Source organism: Cupriavidus sp. 05N39 (assembly GCF_056397325.1).
The window spans coordinates 35,875-54,287 of sequence record NZ_JBFTNE010000025.1; the positions used below are offsets into that span (position 1 = coordinate 35,875).

Genomic DNA, 18,413 nt, shown 5'->3' on the forward strand with positions numbered 1-18,413 from the left:
ACGTCTCCGCGAGAGCAGAGAGCGCTGGCGACGGGCTGGAATCAGCGTAGATAGGGAACCGTTAGCCAGAATACGCGATGATCCTGCTCCCACCCCCAAATCCTGTCCTATAATAATTGATCGTACAATCATTGATCAGGCAACAAAATGATTTCGCAGCCTCACCAGGCGCACAGTAGCGGGCAGGTGCTGCCATTCCGCGAGTCCCTGATGGCGATGCTGGGCATCGCATTCGTGGTGATGCTGGTAGCACTTGACCAGACTGTGGTCGGCACCGCGTTGCCCACGGTGGTGGCGGAGTTGCAGGGGTTCGAGTACTACGCCTGGGTGGCAACGGCCTATCTGCTGATGTCCGTGATCACGGTGCCGATCTTCGGCCGGTTGGGCGATTATTACGGGCGCAAGCCGTTCGTGATGGCATCCATCGTCGTGTTTACGCTGGCCTCGGCGCTGTGCGGCATGGCAACCAGCATGCCGTTCCTGGTGCTGGCCCGCGGCCTGCAGGGCATCGGGGGCGGCATGCTCGTGGGCACCGCCTTTGCCTGTATCCCGGATCTGTTTCCCGATTCCCATGTGCGCTTGCGCTGGCAGGTGATGATGAGCGCTGCCTTCGGTATCGCCAATGCGGTCGGGCCGTCGCTGGGCGGTGTGCTGACCGAGGCCTACGGCTGGCGGGCGGTCTTCTACGTGAACCTGCCGGTGGGCTTGCTGGGATTGTGGTTTGCCTGGCGTTACCTGCCGCACTTGCGCCAGCAGGCGCACGCCGGTGCGATCAAGGTGGACTGGCTCGGCGCGGCCCTGATCGGTGCAGGGCTGGGCGGCTTGCAGTTGTGCGTGGAACTGATGCCCGATCGTGGTTTTGGGTTGCTTACCGGCGGCTTGCTGGTCATGTCGGTGTGTGCGCTGGTGGCGCTGTGGCAATGGGAGCGGCGGGCGCCGAATCCGATCCTGCCGCTGGAGATGTTCCGCAATCCCGGGCTGGCGCCGCTGTTCCTGCTGGCGGTGTTCGTGGGCTTCGCGATGTTTTCGCTGCTGCTGTATGCGCCGCTGCTGTTCCAGGGGGGCTTTGGCTATTCGCCCAGGGAGGCGGGCGTGCTGGTGACGCCGCTGGTGGTGTGCATCACGCTGGGCAGTATCATCAATGGCCGTATCATCACGAGGATCCGCCAGCCTAACAATATGCTGTACGCCGGGTTCGCCATGCTGGCGCTGGCCTGTCTGGGCCTGTCGCAAGCGACGCGCGGGATGTCCCATCACCTGTTGCTGGGCATCATGCTGCTGTGCGGCTTCGGGCTGGGCTTCATCATGCCGAACCTGACGGTCTTTGCGCAGCAGACCGCGGGCCGCGAGCACCTTGGCATTGCCACGGCGATGCTGCAATCGCTGCGCATGGTGGGCGGCATGGTGGGCACCGCGGTCGTCGGCACGCTGGTTACGCGTAGCTACCTGAGCGGGGTGCATGATGCGCTGCAGAAGGCCGGTGCCGGCGAATGGCAGGAGCGCATGGCCGATCCGCAGATCCTGATCGACCACGCGGCGCAGGCCAGCCTGCTGTCGCAACTGCAGGCGGCCGGGCACAATGGCGCCCTGTTGCTGGAGCAGGCCAGGCTTTCGCTGGTCGGTGCCATCCATATCGGGCTGGCGCTGGCGGCGGTGATCGCCGTGATTGGCCTGTGGCGCTCGCGCCGGGTGCCGCCGATCAAACTGGAGCGTGCCGTCAAGCCGGTCATGGCCGCGGAATAGAATGCTGGGGACAGGTCACGGAAATCGAGTTGGTTGTAAAGCCGCCCGTCGCATGCACGGTGCCGCAAGCAGGAGATCGGAGTGGAATTGGAGCGACAAAGCCTGGCTGTACTACAGCAGTTCGGGCGAACTTACCGGGCGTATGCGTCGGCTTTCGAGCAACGCATCGGCCACCCGTTGCCGCGCTGGCGCATTCTTTATGCCTTGCACGGCCATGCCGGCCCCATCGCACAGAAACCGCTGGCCGACCGTGTCGGCATGGACCCCGGCGCGCTCACGCGCCAGCTCAAGGCGCTGCAGGAGCTGGGCTGGGTGGAGCGCAATACCAGCGAGCGCGACAACCGCGTGACCAACGTCACGCTGTCGGCGCTGGGCCATGGCATTGTCGAGCAGGCATTGCCGCTGCGCTCGGCCTTTCTGCAGGACGTGCTGGACAAGGTGTCTGAAACCACCATGCGCAATCTCTCAAAGGGTCTGGAGCAGCTTGAAGCCGGCATCGCCGAGGCCGTGCTTCGTACGCAGCAGGACAAGGCCGACGCCGCCTGAGCCATTGCTTGCCGGCGCAAGGGGGGCGGTTTTCTGCGCGTCCTCTTCCGCGGGGCGTCTTCCCTCGTATCCATGAATTCTCCGCATCCGCTGCTTCGAGGGCTGCCGGATCAGCGGATGCTGTTGCTCGCGCCACCGAACAGCGCGGCAATGGCGAGCGGATTGGAAGGGAAATAGAAGTGCGTGTAGGAAGCGGTCAGGGCAACCTGCCGGAACACAGCTTCACCGCGCGCGCCATCGCGCGGCACGGTGGAATGGCAGTAGGGCGCCAGCGGCGTTTGCGCGCTTGAGTAGTGGAAGGTGTGGCCGCGCACGGTGCCTTCCGGCAGCGCAAGCTGTTGATGACCCAGCGCGGCCAGGCGGGCTTGCATCGTCACCGTGCCAGGCAGCAGGCCCGCCATGGCGTGGCTTTGCCCGGCTTTGTCCACCAGCGTCTCGAACAGCGCCATCATGCCGCCGCACTCGGCCAGGATCGGCAGGCCGCCGGCATGGGCGCGGCGCAGGCTGTCCAGCATGCCGGTGTTGGCCGACAGGCGCGCGGCGTGCAGTTCGGGATAGCCGCCGGGCAGCCAGAGCGCGTCGCAGGCGGGCAGGGCAGGGTCATTCAGCGGGGAGAAGAAGACGAGCCGCGCGCCGAGTGCCTGCAGGGTGTCGAGGTTGGCCGGATAGAGAAAACGGAAGGCGGCGTCGCGCGCCACGGCGATGGTCCGGCCGGCGAGCAACGGTGCCAGCGCGGGTAATGGCGGCGCTGCGGCAATTTCCACGGTTGTTGGCAGGGCGCCAATCGGCTGCCCGGCCAGCGCATCCGCCAGACGGTCCAGCCGCGCGTTGAGGTCGGGCAGTTCATCGGCCGCGAGCAGGCCCAGGTGCCGCTCGGGCAGCGCGGCCGCATGATCGCGCGCGAGCGCGCCGGCCCAGGCGATATGGGCAGGCAGGCTCTCTCGCAGCATGTCGGCATGCCGCGGGGATCCCACGCCGTTGGCCAGCACTTGCATGGATGCCAGGGGCTGCCGGCCATAGCCAGCTAGGCCGTAGGCCAGCGCGCCGAACGTTTGCGCCATCGCCCCTGCCTGGATCACGCTGAGTACGGGCAATCCGAAATGGCGTGCCAGGTCGGCACTGCTGGGCGTGCCGTCGTGCAGCCCCATGACACCCTCCACCAGGATCAGGTCGGCTTCGCGTGCCGCCTGCGCCAGGCGCGCGGCGGCGTCGTCGGCGCCGGTCATCCACAGGTCCAGCGAGTGCACCGGGGCACCGCTGGCGGCCGCGAGAATGGACGGGTCAAGGTAGTCGGGGCCGCTCTTGAAGACGCGCACGGTGCGGCCCTGGCGTCGATGCAGCCATGCCAGCGCGGCAGTCACCGTGGTCTTGCCCTGCCCCGAGGCCGGTGCCGCCACCAGCAAGGCAGGCACCCGCAGCGGCCCGGTTGCATCGAGGCGGGTGCCTGGGGCGGTGGTCGTGGCGGGACTGGCGGGGACGGACATGGCGATGAAGGTGGCTGGGACGGTTGAGCGGTACGGCCGTGAACGGCGCAGCGGACGGGCGGCAGACGGCAACAGTGCGCACCGTTGCTGCGGCGTTGCGATTATAGCCACTCGGACTGGCCGCCTGGCGCCCATGCCGGCGCATCGTCCCGGTGCGGAAGGACCAGCCCCTGCTGGGCCGCGAAGTCGAACAACTCGCGTTCGTTGGTGGCCCCGAGCTTGCGCATGGCGCTGTTCTTCTGGCGGCTGATGGTCTTCACGCTGCGGCACAACTGCCCGGCGATCCCTGTGACCGAATTGCCGCTCAGGTATAGGCGCATGACCTCGGACTCCCTCACGGACAAGCGCAGGGCGCCTGCACGGCCCGGCGCGTAATGAGAGCCGGAATGTTCCAGCACGCGTGCGGCGGATTCACCGATGAATTGCAGCCCGCGCTCGACGCGGATGATGGCGGTCACCAGTTCGTCCAGGTGCGAGTCCTTGAGCAACAACCCGTGTGCCCCGGCGTTGAGGATGGCGCGCAAGACCAGGGGATTGGTGATCATGGTCAGCACGACCACCCCGAGCGCCGGATAGTGGCGCCGCAGGTTGGCGAGCAGGCGGATGCCATCGTTCGCGTTGCGGCAGGGCATGTGGTAATCGGTGACGACAATATCGGGCCGGAACGCGCGGGTGGCATGGAGCAACTCCATGGAATTGCGGGCATCGCCGCATATTTCCCAACCGGTCTGGCTCCGTAACTGGCTCCTGACCGCAAGCGTGATGGCGGGATGGTCATCGGCAATCAGGATTTTCAATGGCATGGCAATACTCCTGCGCGGGCGCAGGCATGCGCGGTGTCGTGGCCGCGCATGCCTGACGCAAGCTGGAATGGCTTGCGGCACGGATGCCGCGAAGAGGGAGGGCCTTAGGGGCGACCCGGGCAACCCGGACAACCGACGGCGTCTTTGAAAAAACGCGCCGCACGGCTATCGCCGCGCGGCGCGAACAGCACAGGAACAAAGCACCTCCAGGCGCGTGCTTCGCTCGGACGAACGGGAAGCGGGAGGTGCCTGAGCAGGATAAGCGCCGGTGCCGGCCTTCGGTCTGAGACGATTCTCAATTTGGCGCGGAAAGCGGCCAAGGCTGGCGCGAACGGCCAGCAGCGGGCAAGCGCGCCGCGGTGCGGCGTGCTTTGTTATTCGCCTATTCGCCGGTGGATCAGGCGGCGTAAGCGGTGGTGCGGCTCTCGTGTGCCTGGTGGCGGCGGTCTATGGCGCTGACGGGATCGTGCAGGACTGCGCTGCCGATCTCCATGATGCCGAGCAACGTCTTGCCGGCGTTGGCGCGGGTGGGTGCCCAGAAATGYAGGGCGGCCCATTCGGGGAAGCTGCTCGGGGGTGCCAGCAGGCGCGTCTTGTGATGGCGCGTGACCAGCGGCACGTTGAAGTCGAGCAGCGGGCAGATGCCGCCCGCGGCAAGCAGCAGCGCAACTTGCGTGTGCCACGAGGGCACCACGGTTTCCCGATAATCCGGATCGTGCGCGAGACGGTTCAGGAAGCCCTGCAGCGGGCTGCCGGGTTCGGTGTCCTCCTGCAGCAGGATCCATTCGTGCCTGCCTTGCGCATTGTCGTGGCCGCCTGGCCGCGCGACGCTCACCAGCCGGCGCGGGGTTGCCATGATGTTGTGCAGTGCAACGTGATCCGGCACATAGTGGCTGTCAACCACAAAGGCGCAATCCAGCTCGCCGCTGCCGAGCTGCGCGGCCAGCGTGGAGTCGGCGACGACCGGGCGGGTCATGAAGCGGTCATCCGGGAACTGCTCGCACAAGGTAGTCAGTATCTCGGTGATCACCGGATCTCCGATCGACGGTGAAAACCCGATCGAGATGCGGCGGTGAGGGCTGCTCGCTTCGGCTGCCGGCGTGAGCGGGCGCACCAGGTGAGCCCATTTCGACAGGATCTGGCGCGCGGTCTGTTCCAGCCTCAGGGCGTGGGCGGTTGGCTCCAGCGTGCCATTGCGCTTGATGAAGAGGGGGTCGCCGGTGATTTCGCGCAGACGCGCGAGGCTGTAGGCAATGGTCGGAACCCGGCTTTGCGTGCAGGCAGCGACGGCGCTGAGGTCACGATATTCCATCAATAGAACGAAAACATGCAAGAGCTTGGTGCTGACATGCCGCATGGTAACTTCTCCCGATTTGAAGCTTGTTTTTGTCTTCTTCTTGTTTTGTCCCTCCGTCACGGCGACAGAGCACCCTCCACCGTGACAGATAAGACGGCCCTTCCGGTTTTGCCATGCCATGTTTCATACGCTGCGGCGGGCCAGAAACCAGGGCCGGCGCGGCTTCCGTACGTTAGCGGGGCGTGGCAATCTTCAATATTTCCCAACTAAAGTTGGGAAATGACGAAGCAGTTCTTCCATGCTGTGGCCCGGTATATAGGCGCAACGCTGAAAAAATGCATAGCCGACCGGCTTCGCGTTGCGGTTATCGTCGCCCGTCTTGCCCGGGGCGCGAGGCCCGGTTGCCAGCGATCGAAATTTAGTTAATGCCAGACAAGATTAATACATAACTTTGAAACTTGCCAGTGGTCTTCTAAAGGCATTTTTCTAAACTCCAATCAAAAAATACTCTTTGTTAGGACATAAAGACATTGCGAGGGTGGTTGTGTTTTATAGGTCATAACTTCGGAGGTTTGTCAGGTTCAGAGGATGAAAAATGATTTTTTTTGCACATTTTTAGGCGATTTTTTGTGCGGGATCACGAGAGGATGGCAAATCCGGAATCTCGAGCCGTTATCAGAGATTGGGGAAATGGAATGTCAAATTTAGGCAATTGACTAACTTTCTTTGGCAGAAATATCGGCGATCCGAACGCCGCGAAACTAGATTTCGAAATGATTTGGTTCGCGAATTGAAAATATTGAATTGCTTTTATGTCCAATGGCGCTATAATAGAAGATTTTTCTTCGTGGTCTGTTGTTGCCTTCCGGGCGGCGCGCGCCCCGCACCGGGCTTCCTCTCCAATTTCCTTAACTCGCGGCTTGAACACACTGAATTGCCTTTTGCGGTGCGGGTGGTAACTTTGCGGGCAGGGGTGGAAGTGGTCACGCCCGCGCAGAGGCGCGAGCGGCCTTTGCTAGCGGAGGCAGGCAGTGAACAGACGTTTCTCGGAGGAACAGATCCGCGGGTACCTAGCGGAAGCCGCGACCGGCGTGCCGGTCCGTGAGCTCTGTGCGCGCTATGGTTTTAGCGACGCGTCTTTCTATGGCTGGCGCATCAAGTACGGCCAGGGCGCCGGCAGCGAAGTGCGCGACAGCCGCAAGATGCGCGACCTGCAGGATGAAAACGCGCGCCTCAAGAGTATGCTTGCGGATGCACTGCTCAAGCTCGAGTTGCTGCGCAATCGTCATGGTCGTGCCGGCAACGGCAAGGAACGAAACTAAGTCCGAATCCGAATCGTGCTTGCATTGCCGGCGGCTGCCGGCCTTAAGGGAGGGACATCGGAAACTTGCGGTTTTTCGGTATCTGCCGGCAGGGCGACCCCTGGAAAATTGTCGCGGAAGGCGAATTGCGCCCCGCTGTGGAGAAACTGAAAAATGAAACKGGCTTCAATCATCATGGCTGCCGCACTGGGCCTGGGGCTGTCCGCCGGGCAGGCCAGCATCGCCGCGGAACTGGAAGTCCCTGCGCCAATGGTCGCGCCGCCACCGCCGCGGCTCCTGCTGGACCCGGCTACCGATAATGTCGGGCCGGCGGCGGACGGGACCCTCACGCCATCCCAGCGCACGCATTGCCAGACCTTGCTCGACAGGATCAGTGCGCTGCCTGCGGGGCCGCAATGGTCCAACAGCAAATCCTCCGTGACCACCGCCGATGGCAGTACCCATCCCATGCTGGAGCGGGGGGCCGATCGCAAGCAGCTCGAAGAGGCATATCGGCAGGAATGCGCTCAAGAGAAGCGATGACGCGCCAAGTGCCGGGCCAGGGGGAGTTGCCAGTGCGGTTGGTCCTTAGTTCGTTACGCAGCGCTCCGGCGTGATCGTGACTTCGCCCACGGGTTGGTTGCCATTTCCCAGATAGCGGTAGCTGAGTGTGACTCCGAGCCGGCCCAACACCGGTACGTCCGGGTTGCGGCAGATGCCTCGGGCCAGGACAGGACCGGCGCTAGTCATGAAGGCCACCGTGCCTTCGCGGGTCGCGTCAACGCCAACCAGCCGGAGCCGGAACGACACATGTTTGCCGGGAGCGGCGCTGCATCCTTCCAGGCGCGTTGCGCCATCCAGCATGAATGGTCCTGCGCGCGTCAGCTCCTGGCAGGCCGCGCTGAGCTCCGCATCGGGTCCGGCGCCGCCGCCGGTCAGGCGCGTGACGCCGCTCATGCCGGTGCTTTTGCCCTGCACGGTGCCCAGCAGCAATCTGGCCAGCTTCGACAGCGATGGCGGGGTATTGGCTTGTGCGGCGGCCGCAGGCGCGAGTCCGGCGACCATCAGGAAGGCGAGCGGCGCCAGGCTCGCACGCGCTGCGAAAGGAAAATCCCGCATATGGATACAGATACCGGAGGCGATGTCGATCTCCAGCGGGGAGGATAACGGGGACGATTTCCTTGCGTATTTCCAACGCGCCGGGCATGTAGCCTGAACATAGCCGCGTTTGCATGGCGGTGCTGTCCGTGTCCGTCCTACGCTGCGGATGGGCGTATCGCTCTCGCGAGGGACGGCTGGGGCCTGGGGGAGCCGGCCGCGCTGTCCGTCGCGGTGGCAGGCGGGCGGATCGGCACGCGTTCCGGGTCTTCGTAGACCGCGCAAAGCCCGTCCGGATCGACGATGCGCAATTGCCGCTGCCGCACGGTGATCAGCCCGACGGAGGCAAAACGTGCCAGCAGGCGGGATACGGTCTCCAGGGTCAGGCCCAGGTAGCTGGCGATATCGTTGCGCGACATCGCCAGGGTCAGTGCTATGCCCGCCTTGCCGCGGCGGCGCTGTTCGACGGAGAGATCGAGCAGCAGCATGGCCAGCCGCTGGGCAGCCTTCATTGATCCGATTGCGACCAGAAGGGTGCGCTCGCGCTCGGTATTGCGGCGCAGCATTGCCAGCATGTGTTCGCGGTGTTCGGCGCGGAGCAAGTGTTCGCGCGCCGCCTCGACCGGCACCACGCAGCAGCGCGTATCCTGGATCGCCACCGCACTGGTGCAGTGGGCGTGGCCATCGAGATCCTCCAGCCCTAGCACGTCGCCCGGATGGGCGAAGGCAGTCACCTGGCGCCAGCCAAGCGGCGATTCGAATACGGATTTGGTGCTGCCTTGATGTATGGGATACAAGGCCAGTACCGGCCGGCCCTGGCGATGCACGCTCTCCCCGGCACGCCACAAGATGCGAGCCGGAACCAGGGTGCGTTCCCGCGCAGCGTCAGCGCGTGTGGTTTCCGCGTTACGGCAGACTGGCTGGAATAAACACAGCGAGCAGCTTGGAATATCTGCCTGGGGCGTGGTCATGACATTCTCCATTTGCCTGCGATACACGCAAATGCAGTATAACCGGGCGACATTTGCCGCTAACTCTTGACGATCTGCATTCTTTCGTGCGGCGAGTTCAGATTTTTAGATTTTCCATGGGTGCATTATGGTGCCCATGGAGGAGTGCTGCTAGCGTGTAAATGTTTTGTTTGGATAACATGTCACCAAAAAGCGACGCCTGTCACGCGTTCGCCCTGTGATATGCTGCATCGCAACAATGTCGACAGCAGGAGTCTTTCATGGCCAAAAGCCTTTGGGCGGATGGGCATGCACAGCTCCGGCAGATCAGCCGGGTGCAGCCCCAGACCGCGCGCCAACTCAAATCGTGGATCGACCGTATCGCTAACCTCAATCCTGCGGCACCGCGCCTCCGGGCGCGCTCCCCCGCGCCTCTGCCCTTGCCGCCGCGTCCTTCGGCACCGGGTGAATGGGCATCGCACCACTACCGGCTGTCGCCGCTGCCCGGTGAACTGGTTCCCCGCTTGTCTTATTGGCTGTATGTGCCATCCCGCGCACGCAATGGGCCAATGCCGCTGGTGGTCATGCTCCATGGCTGCAAGCAGACCCCTGAGGACCTTGCCGCCGGCACCCGCATGAATGCCCTGGCCGAGCGCGAAGGCTTTATCGTGGCCTATCCGCAACAACCGCAGCGGCGCCAGATGCAGCGCTGCTGGCAATGGTTCGACCTGGGTGCCGCGGAAGGCGGCCGTGAGGCGCAAGCGCTGGCGGTGTTGATCGACGCGCTGGCAGCGCGTCCGGACGTGCGGGCCGACCAGGTCTACCTGGCAGGGTTGTCCGCGGGCGCCAGCATGGCGGCCGTGGTGGCCTTGCGGTACCCGGAGAAGATTGCCGCGGTGGGACTGCATTCCGGCGTAGTGATCGGGGCAGCGCGCACGCCGGGCGATGGCCTGCGCGCGATGCAGCAGGGCTCCAGCGTCGACCCTGCCGCGTTGCTCGATGCCGCCGGCGTCACGCCGGGCGGCCCGAAGATGCCGGCAATCGTATTGCACGGCATGGACGACGGCGCGGTGCATCCGGTCAACGCCCACCTGCTGGCACGCCAGTTCCTGGCCTACAACGGGCTGACCGATCGCCTGGACAACCCGGCGAGCGGTGTCGTGGCGCGGCGTTCCGCTACCGCGGCCAGCCTGACGGCGGACCAGGAAGCGGCGGAGCGCGAGCCGCTGGCGGAGACAAGCCATGGCCTTGCGGCCACGTCCATCCTGCCCGCCGGAAACTATATCGAGACCAGCTTTGGCGTCTGGAATCGCGAAATGGTCGCCCTGTGCGAAGTGGCCGGGCTGGATCACGCCTGGAGCGGAGGCGATGGCGACTATGCCTATCACGCGCCGATCGGCCCGGACGCGAGTGCGTTGATGTGGGCTTTCTTCAAGGCGCACCGGCGGTAGGCTGGTGCAACCGGCAGCCGCGCATGCCGATGAGGCGAGCACAAAAAAGGGAGGGCGCAATGGCGGCCCTCCCTTTTCCTATGGCCGGCGCCTGGCTTGTGGCAGGTGCCGGCCAGAAGCCGTGCCCTCAGTCGAGCGAGCGGTCCTTGACGAACAGTGCCGTCACCATGCCCAGCAGGCACAGCGCTACCACGTAGTACGCGGGAGCGAGCGGATCGTTCTTGAGCATCAGCGTCACGATCATCGGCGTCAGCCCGCCAAAAATCGCATAGGACAGGTTGTACGAGAACGACAGCCCGGAAAACCTCACTTGTGCCGGGAACGCCTTGACCAGCACGTAGGGCACCGCGCCGATCGTGCCCACGAAGAAACCGGCCAGCGCGTACAGCGGGATCAGCAGGTCGGGGCGCGTGTGCAGGGCGCTGTAGAAGACATAGGAGCTGATCGCCAGCAGCAGGCCGCCGCCGATCAGGGTGATCCTGGGACCCACCTTGTCGGCCATCAGGCCGGCGACCACACAGCCGATGGTCAGGCACAGCGTGGCGACGCTGTTGGCCACCAGCGCCGTGCGCGCATCGAAGCCGTAGATCTTCTGCAGGAAGGTGGGCGTCATCAGGATCACCACCACGATACCGGCCGACAGCATCCACGTCAGCAGCATCGACACCGCCACGGCGCCGCGGTGATCACGCACGACCGTCTTGAGCGGCATCTCCGCAGCCAGCGCCTTGCGCTTTTGCAGTTCGGCGAACACCGGGGTTTCATGCAGCCAGCGGCGCAGGTACATCGAGCCGATGCCGAACACCCCGCCCAGCAGGAAGGGCAGGCGCCAGCCCCAGTCGACCAGTTCCGCCGGGGTGAAGATGGTGTTGATGCCGGTGGCCACCAGGGAGCCCAGCAGGATGCCAGCGGTCAGGCCAGCGGTCAGCGTGCCACAGGCGTAGCCGGTGCGCCGCGCCGGCACATGCTCGGAGACGAACACCCAGGCGCCGGGCACTTCACCGCCCACGGCGGCGCCCTGCATCACGCGCAGCAGCAGCAGCGCCACCGGCGCCAGCAGGCCAATCGCATGGTAGGTCGGGAGCAGGCCCATCAGCAGTGTCGGCACCGACATCAGCAGGATCGACAGCGTGAACATCTTCTTGCGGCCAAGCAGGTCGCCGAAGTGGGCCATGATGATGCCGCCCAGCGGGCGCGCCAGGTAGCCGGCGGCAAAAATGCCGAAGGTCTGCAGCTGGCGCAACCAGTCCGGCACCGACGGCGGGAAGAACAACTGCCCGATGACGGTGGCGAAGAAGACAAAGATGATGAAGTCGTAGAACTCGAGCGCGCCCCCGAGGGCGGCGAGGGCAAGCGTCTTGTAATCCTGTCCGGTCAGGGGGCGCGCGTGCGGGACGCTGCGCGCGTTCTCTGCACCGACAGTACTGCTAGTGGTGGACATGAGGAGACTCGCATGGAAAAAGTTCGCATGCGAAGCGCGCAACACGGTTGACGTGGAGGGTTCTGGCCGGAGGGTACAGCGCGGGAGAAGCAGGCACTAAGTGGCGGATAAGCCGCTGGCATGCGACAAGACGCTTCGCAAAGGCGAGAAGATACCAGATCGGCGGGAAAGAGGCCGTCGCCATCCCGCTTCAGATCATTTTCAACCCGTCCCGAATTCACTTTTGATTTCATTCTAATGTCTTTGCTTTGCCCCCAAGCGTTGCCATAATGTTGCTAAAAAGTGAAATCCGGACCACAAAGTGGTCGATCCGCCCGCTGGCGCAGCGTGGAATGCCATTTTCCATGCAGCCCGCGAGCGGGTCCGCTAAGCGGACGCAGGGTATTGGGGTTGAATCTTCTGGGATCACATGGCAATCAAGTTCTCCATGCAGGCGGCAACCGCCACACCGCGCCGCAGGGCCGGCGTGCGCGTGGCAGGCGGCATCGTGGCCGCGCTGGCGGTGTTTGGCCTCGCCGGGTATTTTGGCGGACCACCGCTGATCAAGTCCTTCGTGGCCAAGCAGGCCAGCGAAGCGCTTGGCCGCAAAGTGACTTTCGGGGGCGCCGAGGTGCGCCCCTTCTCGCTGGCGGTCACTGTTTCCGATATCAAGATCTATGAGCCTGACGGCACCACGCCCATGCTGAGCGTGGGCGAGGCCGAGATCGATGCCGCCATCGCCTCGCTGTGGCACATGGCGCCGGTGGTGGATGCGGTGCATATCGACCGCCCCGCGCTGCGCCTGGCGCGCGACGCCAACGGCCGCATGAACTACGCCGACATCGAAGAGCGCTTCGCCGCCAGGCCCGCCGCGCCAAAATCCGAACCGGCGCGCTTCTCGATCAACAATATCGCGTTGACCAGCGGCAGCGTGTCGTTCGACGACAAGCAGCTCAACCAGACGCAGCGGGTGGACAACCTGACCATCACGCTGCCCTTCCTGTCCAACCTGCCGCACGACGTGGAGATCGTTACCCGGCCCACGCTGAGCGCGAGCATCAATGGCTCCGCACTGGCGCTCGACGGCACCATGCTGCCGTTCGCCGCGTCGCGCGAGACCCATCTGAAGCTGAACCTGGACGGCCTGGAACTGGCGCGCTATATGCCGTTCGCGCCCAAGCTGAAGGACGCCGATATCAAAGGCGGGCTGCTCGATACGCGGCTCACGCTGGGCTTTATCCAGGAAAAGGGCAAGCAGGATGTTTTCCTGTCGGGTACCGCAGCGCTGCGCGACGCCGATATCCGCAAGCACGACGGCGCGCCGCTGGTGAAGGCCGGACGGCTTGCCGTGGACATTGAGCGCATCGAACCGCTGGGCCGGATGGTTCACCTGCGCAGCCTCGCCGTGGATGGCCTGGGCGTGCAGGCCGTGCGCCGCGCGGATGGGTCGCTTGACCTTGCCGAGGCATTCCTGCCGCAAGCGGCCAAGGCGGAGAAGCCCGCCAGCGCGCCGCCGGCACCTGCAGCATCGGGAGCGGCGGCACCGGCATCCGCGCCGGCGGTTGCCAAGGCCAKGCCTGCATCGGCACCGGCCGCAGCCGGGATTGCACCGTTGGCGCCGGCGGAGAAGCCTTGGCGCTACGCGGTCGACCAGATCACGGTCAAGCAGGCCAGCCTGGGCTTGCGCGACGAGTCGGCTCCGTCCGGCCCCGGTACGCTCGCGCTGGGGCCCCTCGACGCCGATGTCGCCGGACTCTCCGGCGACAGCGACAAGCCTGCCAAGGTCCAGGCCAAACTGACGATCGGCGAAGGGCAGACCCTCAGCCATGAAGGCGAGCTGTCGCTGCATGGCGGCACCATGGATGGCACGCTGCAGGCCAGCGGCGTGAAGGCCCAGGGGTTTGCCGCATGGTGGCCGGCAGAACTGCGCGCCCAGTTCGGCGACACCGCGGTCAATGCCGAGCTGCACTACAAGATGGCGTGGGGCGGGCCCGCCTTTGCCTTCTCGCTGGACAAGTCCCGCGTCGAGCTGGCGCCGCTCTATGTGACTACCAAGGAACCGGTGTCGGTGGCGCAAGTGRCAGCCGCCACCACCGGCACAAGCAACGCTGGCGCGGCCGATAGCGCCCGCCGGCGCGATGCGCGCCGCGCGCGTGGCCGCGACGATAGCGATGGTGCCAACCTGCCGGTGATGCGCGCCGAGCGCGTGGCGCTGGAAGGCATCGCCTTCGACCTTGGCGCGCATTCATTCCAGGCGGGCGAGCTGGTGGTGGCCAAGCCGCAGGTCGCGCTTACGCGTGACTATCATGGTGAATTGCTCGAAAGCGCGCGCCTGTGGGCCGCGCAATCGGTGCAGAAGTCCGCCCAACGCACGACCGGCGTGCAGGCCAAGGCCGTTCAGCCCGATAGCGCTGCCGCGGCCAAGTCATTGCCCTGGAAGGCGCAACTCGGCAAGTTCTCTCTGGATGGCGGCAACATGCGCGTGACCGACTACGCGCCCTCGGCCGCTAACCGCGACCGTCCGGTAATCCATCAATTCCGCAACGTCAACCTCGGTACCGGCGCGTTGAACTGGCCGATGGCGGCTGGCGCCATCCCGGTCAAGTTCAAGGCCGAGTCGGGACGGCGCGGCATGATGTTGCTCGACGGCACCGTGCTGCCCACCGCGCCCGCGGTGCAAATGCAGGTGGACCTGCGCGAACTCGATCTCGCGCCGCTGCAGCCCTACCTTGCCGACCGCTTCAACGCAGCCTTGCGTGGCGGCACCGCCACCGTGAAAGGCCGCCTGGGCGTCGAGGCGCCATCCGGCAAGCCGATTGCGGCGCGCTTTGCCGGCAATGCGCAGTTTGGCAATGTGCGCAGCGTGGACCGCGTGACCGGCGACGACTTCCTGCGCTGGCGTTCGCTGGCGGTGAACGGCATCGATTTCGCCATGGACGAGGCCAAGGGGCCGATGAAGGTTGGCGTGGGTAGCGTGGCGCTGTCGGACTTCTACGCGCGGGTGATCCTCAATGCCAATGGCCGCCTGAACCTGCAGGACGTGATGGCTGGCGGGGCCGCCAAAGGCGAAGCCGCGCCCAGCACCAGCCTGACGCAGGCCAACCCGGCCTCGGCGCCGGCAGCTACCCCGCCGGCACCGGCGGCCACGGCCGCGGCGAAACCGCAGATCCGCATTGGCGGCGTGACGGTGGAGAAAGGCAATATCAATTTCTCGGATTTCTTCGTCAAGCCTAACTACACCGCCAACCTGACCGATATGAAGGGTTCGGTCTCCAAGGTTTCGTCGACGGAGCCCGCGCCGGCCGATCTCACGCTGGCGGGCCGCATCGACGACGACGCGCCGGTCAATATCGACGGCAAGCTCAACCCGCTGGCGGACCAGCTCTACCTCGATATCGCCGCCAAGGCCTCCGGCGTGGAACTGACCAGGCTGACACCCTACGCGACCAAGTACGCCGGCTATCCGATCACCAAGGGCAAGCTGACGGTCGATGTGGCGTACAAGATCGAGAACGGCAAGCTGGACGCGCGCAACCATCTCTACCTCGACCAGCTCACCTTTGGCGACAAGGTCGACAGCCCGACAGCGACCAAGCTGCCGGTGTTGCTGGCGGTCTCGCTGCTGAAGGACCGCAACGGTGTGATCGACATCAACCTGCCGGTGTCGGGCTCGCTGTCCGATCCGGAGTTCAGCATCGGCGGCGTGATCGTGAGGGTGATCGTCAACTTGCTGGCCAAGGCGATTACCTCGCCGTTCTCGCTGCTTGCCTCGGCCTTTGGCGGCGGCGATGAACTGGGCTACGTGGAGTTCGCGCCGGGCACGTCCGCGCTTACGCCGGCGGCCAGGCAGAAGATCGCCACCCTCGGCAAGGCCCTGGCCGACCGCCCGGCCCTGCGGCTGGAGATCAGCGGCCGCATCGATCCGGCCACCGACATGGCCGGTGCGAAGCGCGCCTGGCTGGACGCGCGGGTGAAGGAGCAAAAGGCGCGTGAACTGCGAGCCAGCGCTCGCGAGGGCGCCACGGCCGAGGAAGGGGAAGAGGGCGAGCAGGGCGCCAAGGTGACGGTGTCGCCGCAGGAGTATCCCAAGTATCTGGAAGCGGTCTACAAGCGCGCTTCATTCAAGAAGCCGCGCAACGTGATTGGCTTGTCCAAATCCTTGCCGACCGCGGAAATGGAGACGCTGCTGCTGGAGAACGCGCCGGTAACCGATGTGGAACTCAAGCAACTCGCCGAGCAGCGCGCGCTGGCGGTGAAACAGGCACTGGAGCGCGACGCCAAGGTCCCGGAGAGCCGTTTGTTCCTGACGGCGCCGAAGCTGAATGCCGAAGGCATCAAGGATAAGGGCGCGCCCAACCGGGTCGATTTCGCCATCAGGCAGTAAGTCATCCCAGGCAATCCTGCCTGTGCAAAAGGGGCGGCGCTGCCGCCCCTTTTGCATGGCACATTGGCAGCGTGCTGGCCAAAAGCCTGTATGATTTCGCCCGGAATCGATACAGGAGTGCGTTTTGCAGCAGGAAGCCGTTGCCTACAAGACTTGGGTTTGCGTGATTTGCGGATGGGTCTACGACGAAGAACAGGGCTGGCCGGATGACGGCATTGCGCCCGGCACCCGCTGGGAGGATATCCCGGAAGACTGGCGTTGCCCTGAATGTGATGTGGGCAAGGGCGAGTTCGCCATGATCGAAATCTGAGCGCAAGCCCGCCAGCCGGCGAGGCTCGCAGGCCAATGCCGGCGGGCAGGAATCGCGTTTGGCAGCGTGTTTAGTGGCGCTGCATCTGCCGGCATATCCCGGCACGCCTTCTTTGCTCCGCGCAGCGGCGATAGCGTATACGGTAGGGGTGGCTACAACGCCAGATCGCGGTCACCACGGTGACCAGCAGGAATGCCGCCATCAGGGCGGCCAGCAGATCCAGTGTCATAGCGGCTCCTCTCCTCAAGCAAGCCGGGAACGCTCGAAGCGTTCAGTTCAGATAAGTAAAGGCAACGCCTCCAGCAAGGCCACCGCCAGCAGAGCCCCGAATATCGCGCCAGCAGCGCGGCAACTGATGCGCAGGGCGCGGGCTGTGAACGGAATCCCGCCGAAGGCAATCATGCCGACCAGCGCCATCGGGATCAGAAAAACAAGATCATGTGAGCTAAGGTGCAGCACGGCTGTCTCCTGTCTCTTTCCTTGTATTTCCAGTATAGAAAGTGTCTCAGGTAGACCAAGGACGATGACATCGGGGTTGTCCCCTAAGGCACTTTCTTGTGGGGGGATTGCTCTCACCCGCAAAGCTTAAAACCTTAAAGTCAAAGGCAGTTTCACCACCCCTGCGGGGCGGCGACCCACTTTTTTGTCTTGCGGCTTGCCAAAAAAGTAGGCAAAAAAGGCGCCCCATGCGGCCTGGTACACCTTGACGGCTCGCTTCGCATCGCGCTGGGGTTGGCCCGCCTGGCGGCGGGCTGGGGCTTTCTCCTTCCATGTACCGGCCTGGCCACACTGTTCGCACACCTCGCGCCGGCACCGTTGCGCCAGGCCTGCCCCATGCACTTTTTTGCGAGTGTGCGGTCAAACGATCAGGCCGGCGTGTCCTATGCTGTGCAGATACGCGGGCCCGATCATCGTTCAGGTGGCAAGCACGCGTAATAGAGCAATCGCAGCGGGGATCGCGGCGAAACAGCATATCCGGAGGTGGCTATGGAACTTCACATGCAATCGCACCACTATGTGCGCCGCACGCCAGACTGGACCGCAGCAGCGGTGTCCGGTCTGGCGGCCGGGGCGCTGTTGATGGTGATCGAACTGTTCTGGTCGACGATGGTGGCGGGCGTCAATCCATGGGGCACGACGCGGCTGATCGCGGCGATCCTGATGGGGCAGGACGTGTTGCAAACTTCGCTGTTCAGCGTGAGTACCGTGGCCGCGGCGCTGGCAATCCATTTCGTGCTCGGCGCGGTGCTGGGGATGATCCTGGCCGCTATCATCGCGCCGTTCCAACTGGACTCGAGTACGGGCATGGTGTTGCTGACCGGCGCTGWGTTCGGCCTGGCGGTCTATCTGCTTAATTTCTACGGCATGACGCGCTTCTTTACCTGGTTCGCCGACGCGCGTGGCTGGCATACGCTGGTTGGCCACATGATCTTCGGCATGGCCGCGGCCATTGCCTATTGGAAGCTCGAAAGCAAGGATGTATCTCACTGAGCACGCACACTGCAGTGCATCAATGATGCGATAGCGCTACGCGCATCTGGTTTAGATCCGCGCTTTACCACTACACGGGCCGCGCGGGCCGACGGCGGCGGATGAAAGCCCTGGCTTTCATCCGCCGCTCTTTAT

Annotated in this window: 16 protein-coding genes; 8 read left to right on the forward strand and 8 right to left on the reverse strand. The window is 64.5% G+C overall.

Annotation, left to right across the window (positions count from 1 at the left end):
• The first annotated feature begins 147 nt into the window (after nt 1-147).
• Together AC1DN0_RS14260 and AC1DN0_RS14265 are read left to right on the forward strand one after the other, a co-directional pair.
• On the forward strand, nt 148-1,743 hold the full coding sequence (locus AC1DN0_RS14260; RefSeq protein WP_441629433.1) for an MFS transporter: 1,596 nt from the start codon (nt 148-150) through the stop codon (nt 1,741-1,743).
• 81 nt (nt 1,744-1,824) lie between these two features.
• Complete coding sequence (locus AC1DN0_RS14265; protein ID WP_441629434.1) at nt 1,825-2,289, forward strand: MarR family winged helix-turn-helix transcriptional regulator; 465 nt, start codon at nt 1,825-1,827, stop codon at nt 2,287-2,289.
• A 110-nt stretch (nt 2,290-2,399) separates the two neighbouring features.
• On the opposite strand, the gene AC1DN0_RS14270 is transcribed toward AC1DN0_RS14265, so the two are convergent.
• The 3 genes from AC1DN0_RS14270 to AC1DN0_RS14280 form a co-directional block, all read right to left on the reverse strand.
• Nucleotides 2,400-3,773 (reverse strand): cobyrinic acid a,c-diamide synthase CobB, encoded by a 1,374-nt coding sequence (locus AC1DN0_RS14270; RefSeq protein WP_441629435.1) that lies wholly within the window; start codon nt 3,771-3,773, stop codon nt 2,400-2,402.
• Nucleotides 3,774-3,874: 101 nt separating this feature from the next.
• The gene (locus AC1DN0_RS14275) at nt 3,875-4,576 is read right to left on the reverse strand and encodes a response regulator (RefSeq protein WP_441629436.1); all 702 of its coding nucleotides are present in this window, start codon (nt 4,574-4,576) and stop codon (nt 3,875-3,877) included.
• 397 nt (nt 4,577-4,973) lie between these two features.
• Complete coding sequence (locus tag AC1DN0_RS14280; protein ID WP_441629437.1) at nt 4,974-5,933, reverse strand: LysR substrate-binding domain-containing protein; 960 nt, start codon at nt 5,931-5,933, stop codon at nt 4,974-4,976.
• Between the two features lie 971 nt (nt 5,934-6,904).
• On the opposite strand from AC1DN0_RS14280, the gene AC1DN0_RS14285 reads away from it, so the two are divergent.
• Nucleotides 6,905-7,195: a transposase gene (locus tag AC1DN0_RS14285; RefSeq protein WP_035871092.1), complete on the forward strand. Its 291-nt coding sequence runs from the start codon at nt 6,905-6,907 to the stop codon at nt 7,193-7,195.
• A 153-nt stretch (nt 7,196-7,348) separates the two neighbouring features.
• A complete protein-coding gene (locus tag AC1DN0_RS14290) occupies nt 7,349-7,717 on the forward strand; it encodes a hypothetical protein (RefSeq protein WP_477145799.1) in 369 nt (122 codons plus the stop codon).
• Between the two features lie 45 nt (nt 7,718-7,762).
• Here the strand turns inward: AC1DN0_RS14290 and AC1DN0_RS14295 are convergent, their stop codons facing one another.
• Both AC1DN0_RS14295 and AC1DN0_RS14300 read right to left on the reverse strand, forming a co-directional pair.
• Nucleotides 7,763-8,293 carry a hypothetical protein gene (locus AC1DN0_RS14295; RefSeq protein WP_441629439.1) on the reverse strand — a complete coding sequence of 177 codons (531 nt, stop codon included), beginning with the start codon at nt 8,291-8,293 and terminating at the stop codon, nt 7,763-7,765.
• Between the two features lie 137 nt (nt 8,294-8,430).
• A complete protein-coding gene (locus AC1DN0_RS14300) occupies nt 8,431-9,243 on the reverse strand; it encodes a Crp/Fnr family transcriptional regulator (protein WP_441629440.1) in 813 nt (270 codons plus the stop codon).
• A gap of 260 nt (nt 9,244-9,503) precedes the next feature.
• On the opposite strand from AC1DN0_RS14300, the gene AC1DN0_RS14305 reads away from it, so the two are divergent.
• Nucleotides 9,504-10,673: an extracellular catalytic domain type 1 short-chain-length polyhydroxyalkanoate depolymerase gene (locus AC1DN0_RS14305; RefSeq protein ID WP_441629441.1), complete on the forward strand. Its 1,170-nt coding sequence runs from the start codon at nt 9,504-9,506 to the stop codon at nt 10,671-10,673.
• Nucleotides 10,674-10,800: 127 nt separating this feature from the next.
• Here the strand turns inward: AC1DN0_RS14305 and AC1DN0_RS14310 are convergent, their stop codons facing one another.
• Entirely contained in the window at nt 10,801-12,114 is a 1,314-nt protein-coding gene (locus AC1DN0_RS14310; protein WP_441629442.1) for an MFS transporter, read from the reverse strand.
• Between the two features lie 409 nt (nt 12,115-12,523).
• On the opposite strand from AC1DN0_RS14310, the gene AC1DN0_RS14315 reads away from it, so the two are divergent.
• Nucleotides 12,524-16,477, forward strand: a complete 3,954-nt coding sequence (locus AC1DN0_RS14315; protein ID WP_477145800.1) for a DUF748 domain-containing protein — start codon at nt 12,524-12,526, stop codon at nt 16,475-16,477.
• A gap of 124 nt (nt 16,478-16,601) precedes the next feature.
• The gene (locus AC1DN0_RS14320; RefSeq protein WP_035871075.1) at nt 16,602-16,787 is read left to right on the forward strand and encodes a rubredoxin; all 186 of its coding nucleotides are present in this window, start codon (nt 16,602-16,604) and stop codon (nt 16,785-16,787) included.
• Between the two features lie 70 nt (nt 16,788-16,857).
• Here the strand turns inward: AC1DN0_RS14320 and AC1DN0_RS14325 are convergent, their stop codons facing one another.
• Both AC1DN0_RS14325 and AC1DN0_RS14330 read right to left on the reverse strand, forming a co-directional pair.
• Entirely contained in the window at nt 16,858-17,016 is a 159-nt protein-coding gene (locus tag AC1DN0_RS14325) for a hypothetical protein (RefSeq protein WP_441629444.1), read from the reverse strand.
• A 47-nt stretch (nt 17,017-17,063) separates the two neighbouring features.
• Entirely contained in the window at nt 17,064-17,246 is a 183-nt protein-coding gene (locus AC1DN0_RS14330) for a hypothetical protein (protein WP_035871072.1), read from the reverse strand.
• Nucleotides 17,247-17,774: 528 nt separating this feature from the next.
• On the opposite strand from AC1DN0_RS14330, the gene AC1DN0_RS14335 reads away from it, so the two are divergent.
• On the forward strand, nt 17,775-18,278 hold the full coding sequence (locus AC1DN0_RS14335) for a hypothetical protein (protein ID WP_477145801.1): 504 nt from the start codon (nt 17,775-17,777) through the stop codon (nt 18,276-18,278).
• Nucleotides 18,279-18,413 lie beyond the last annotated feature (135 nt).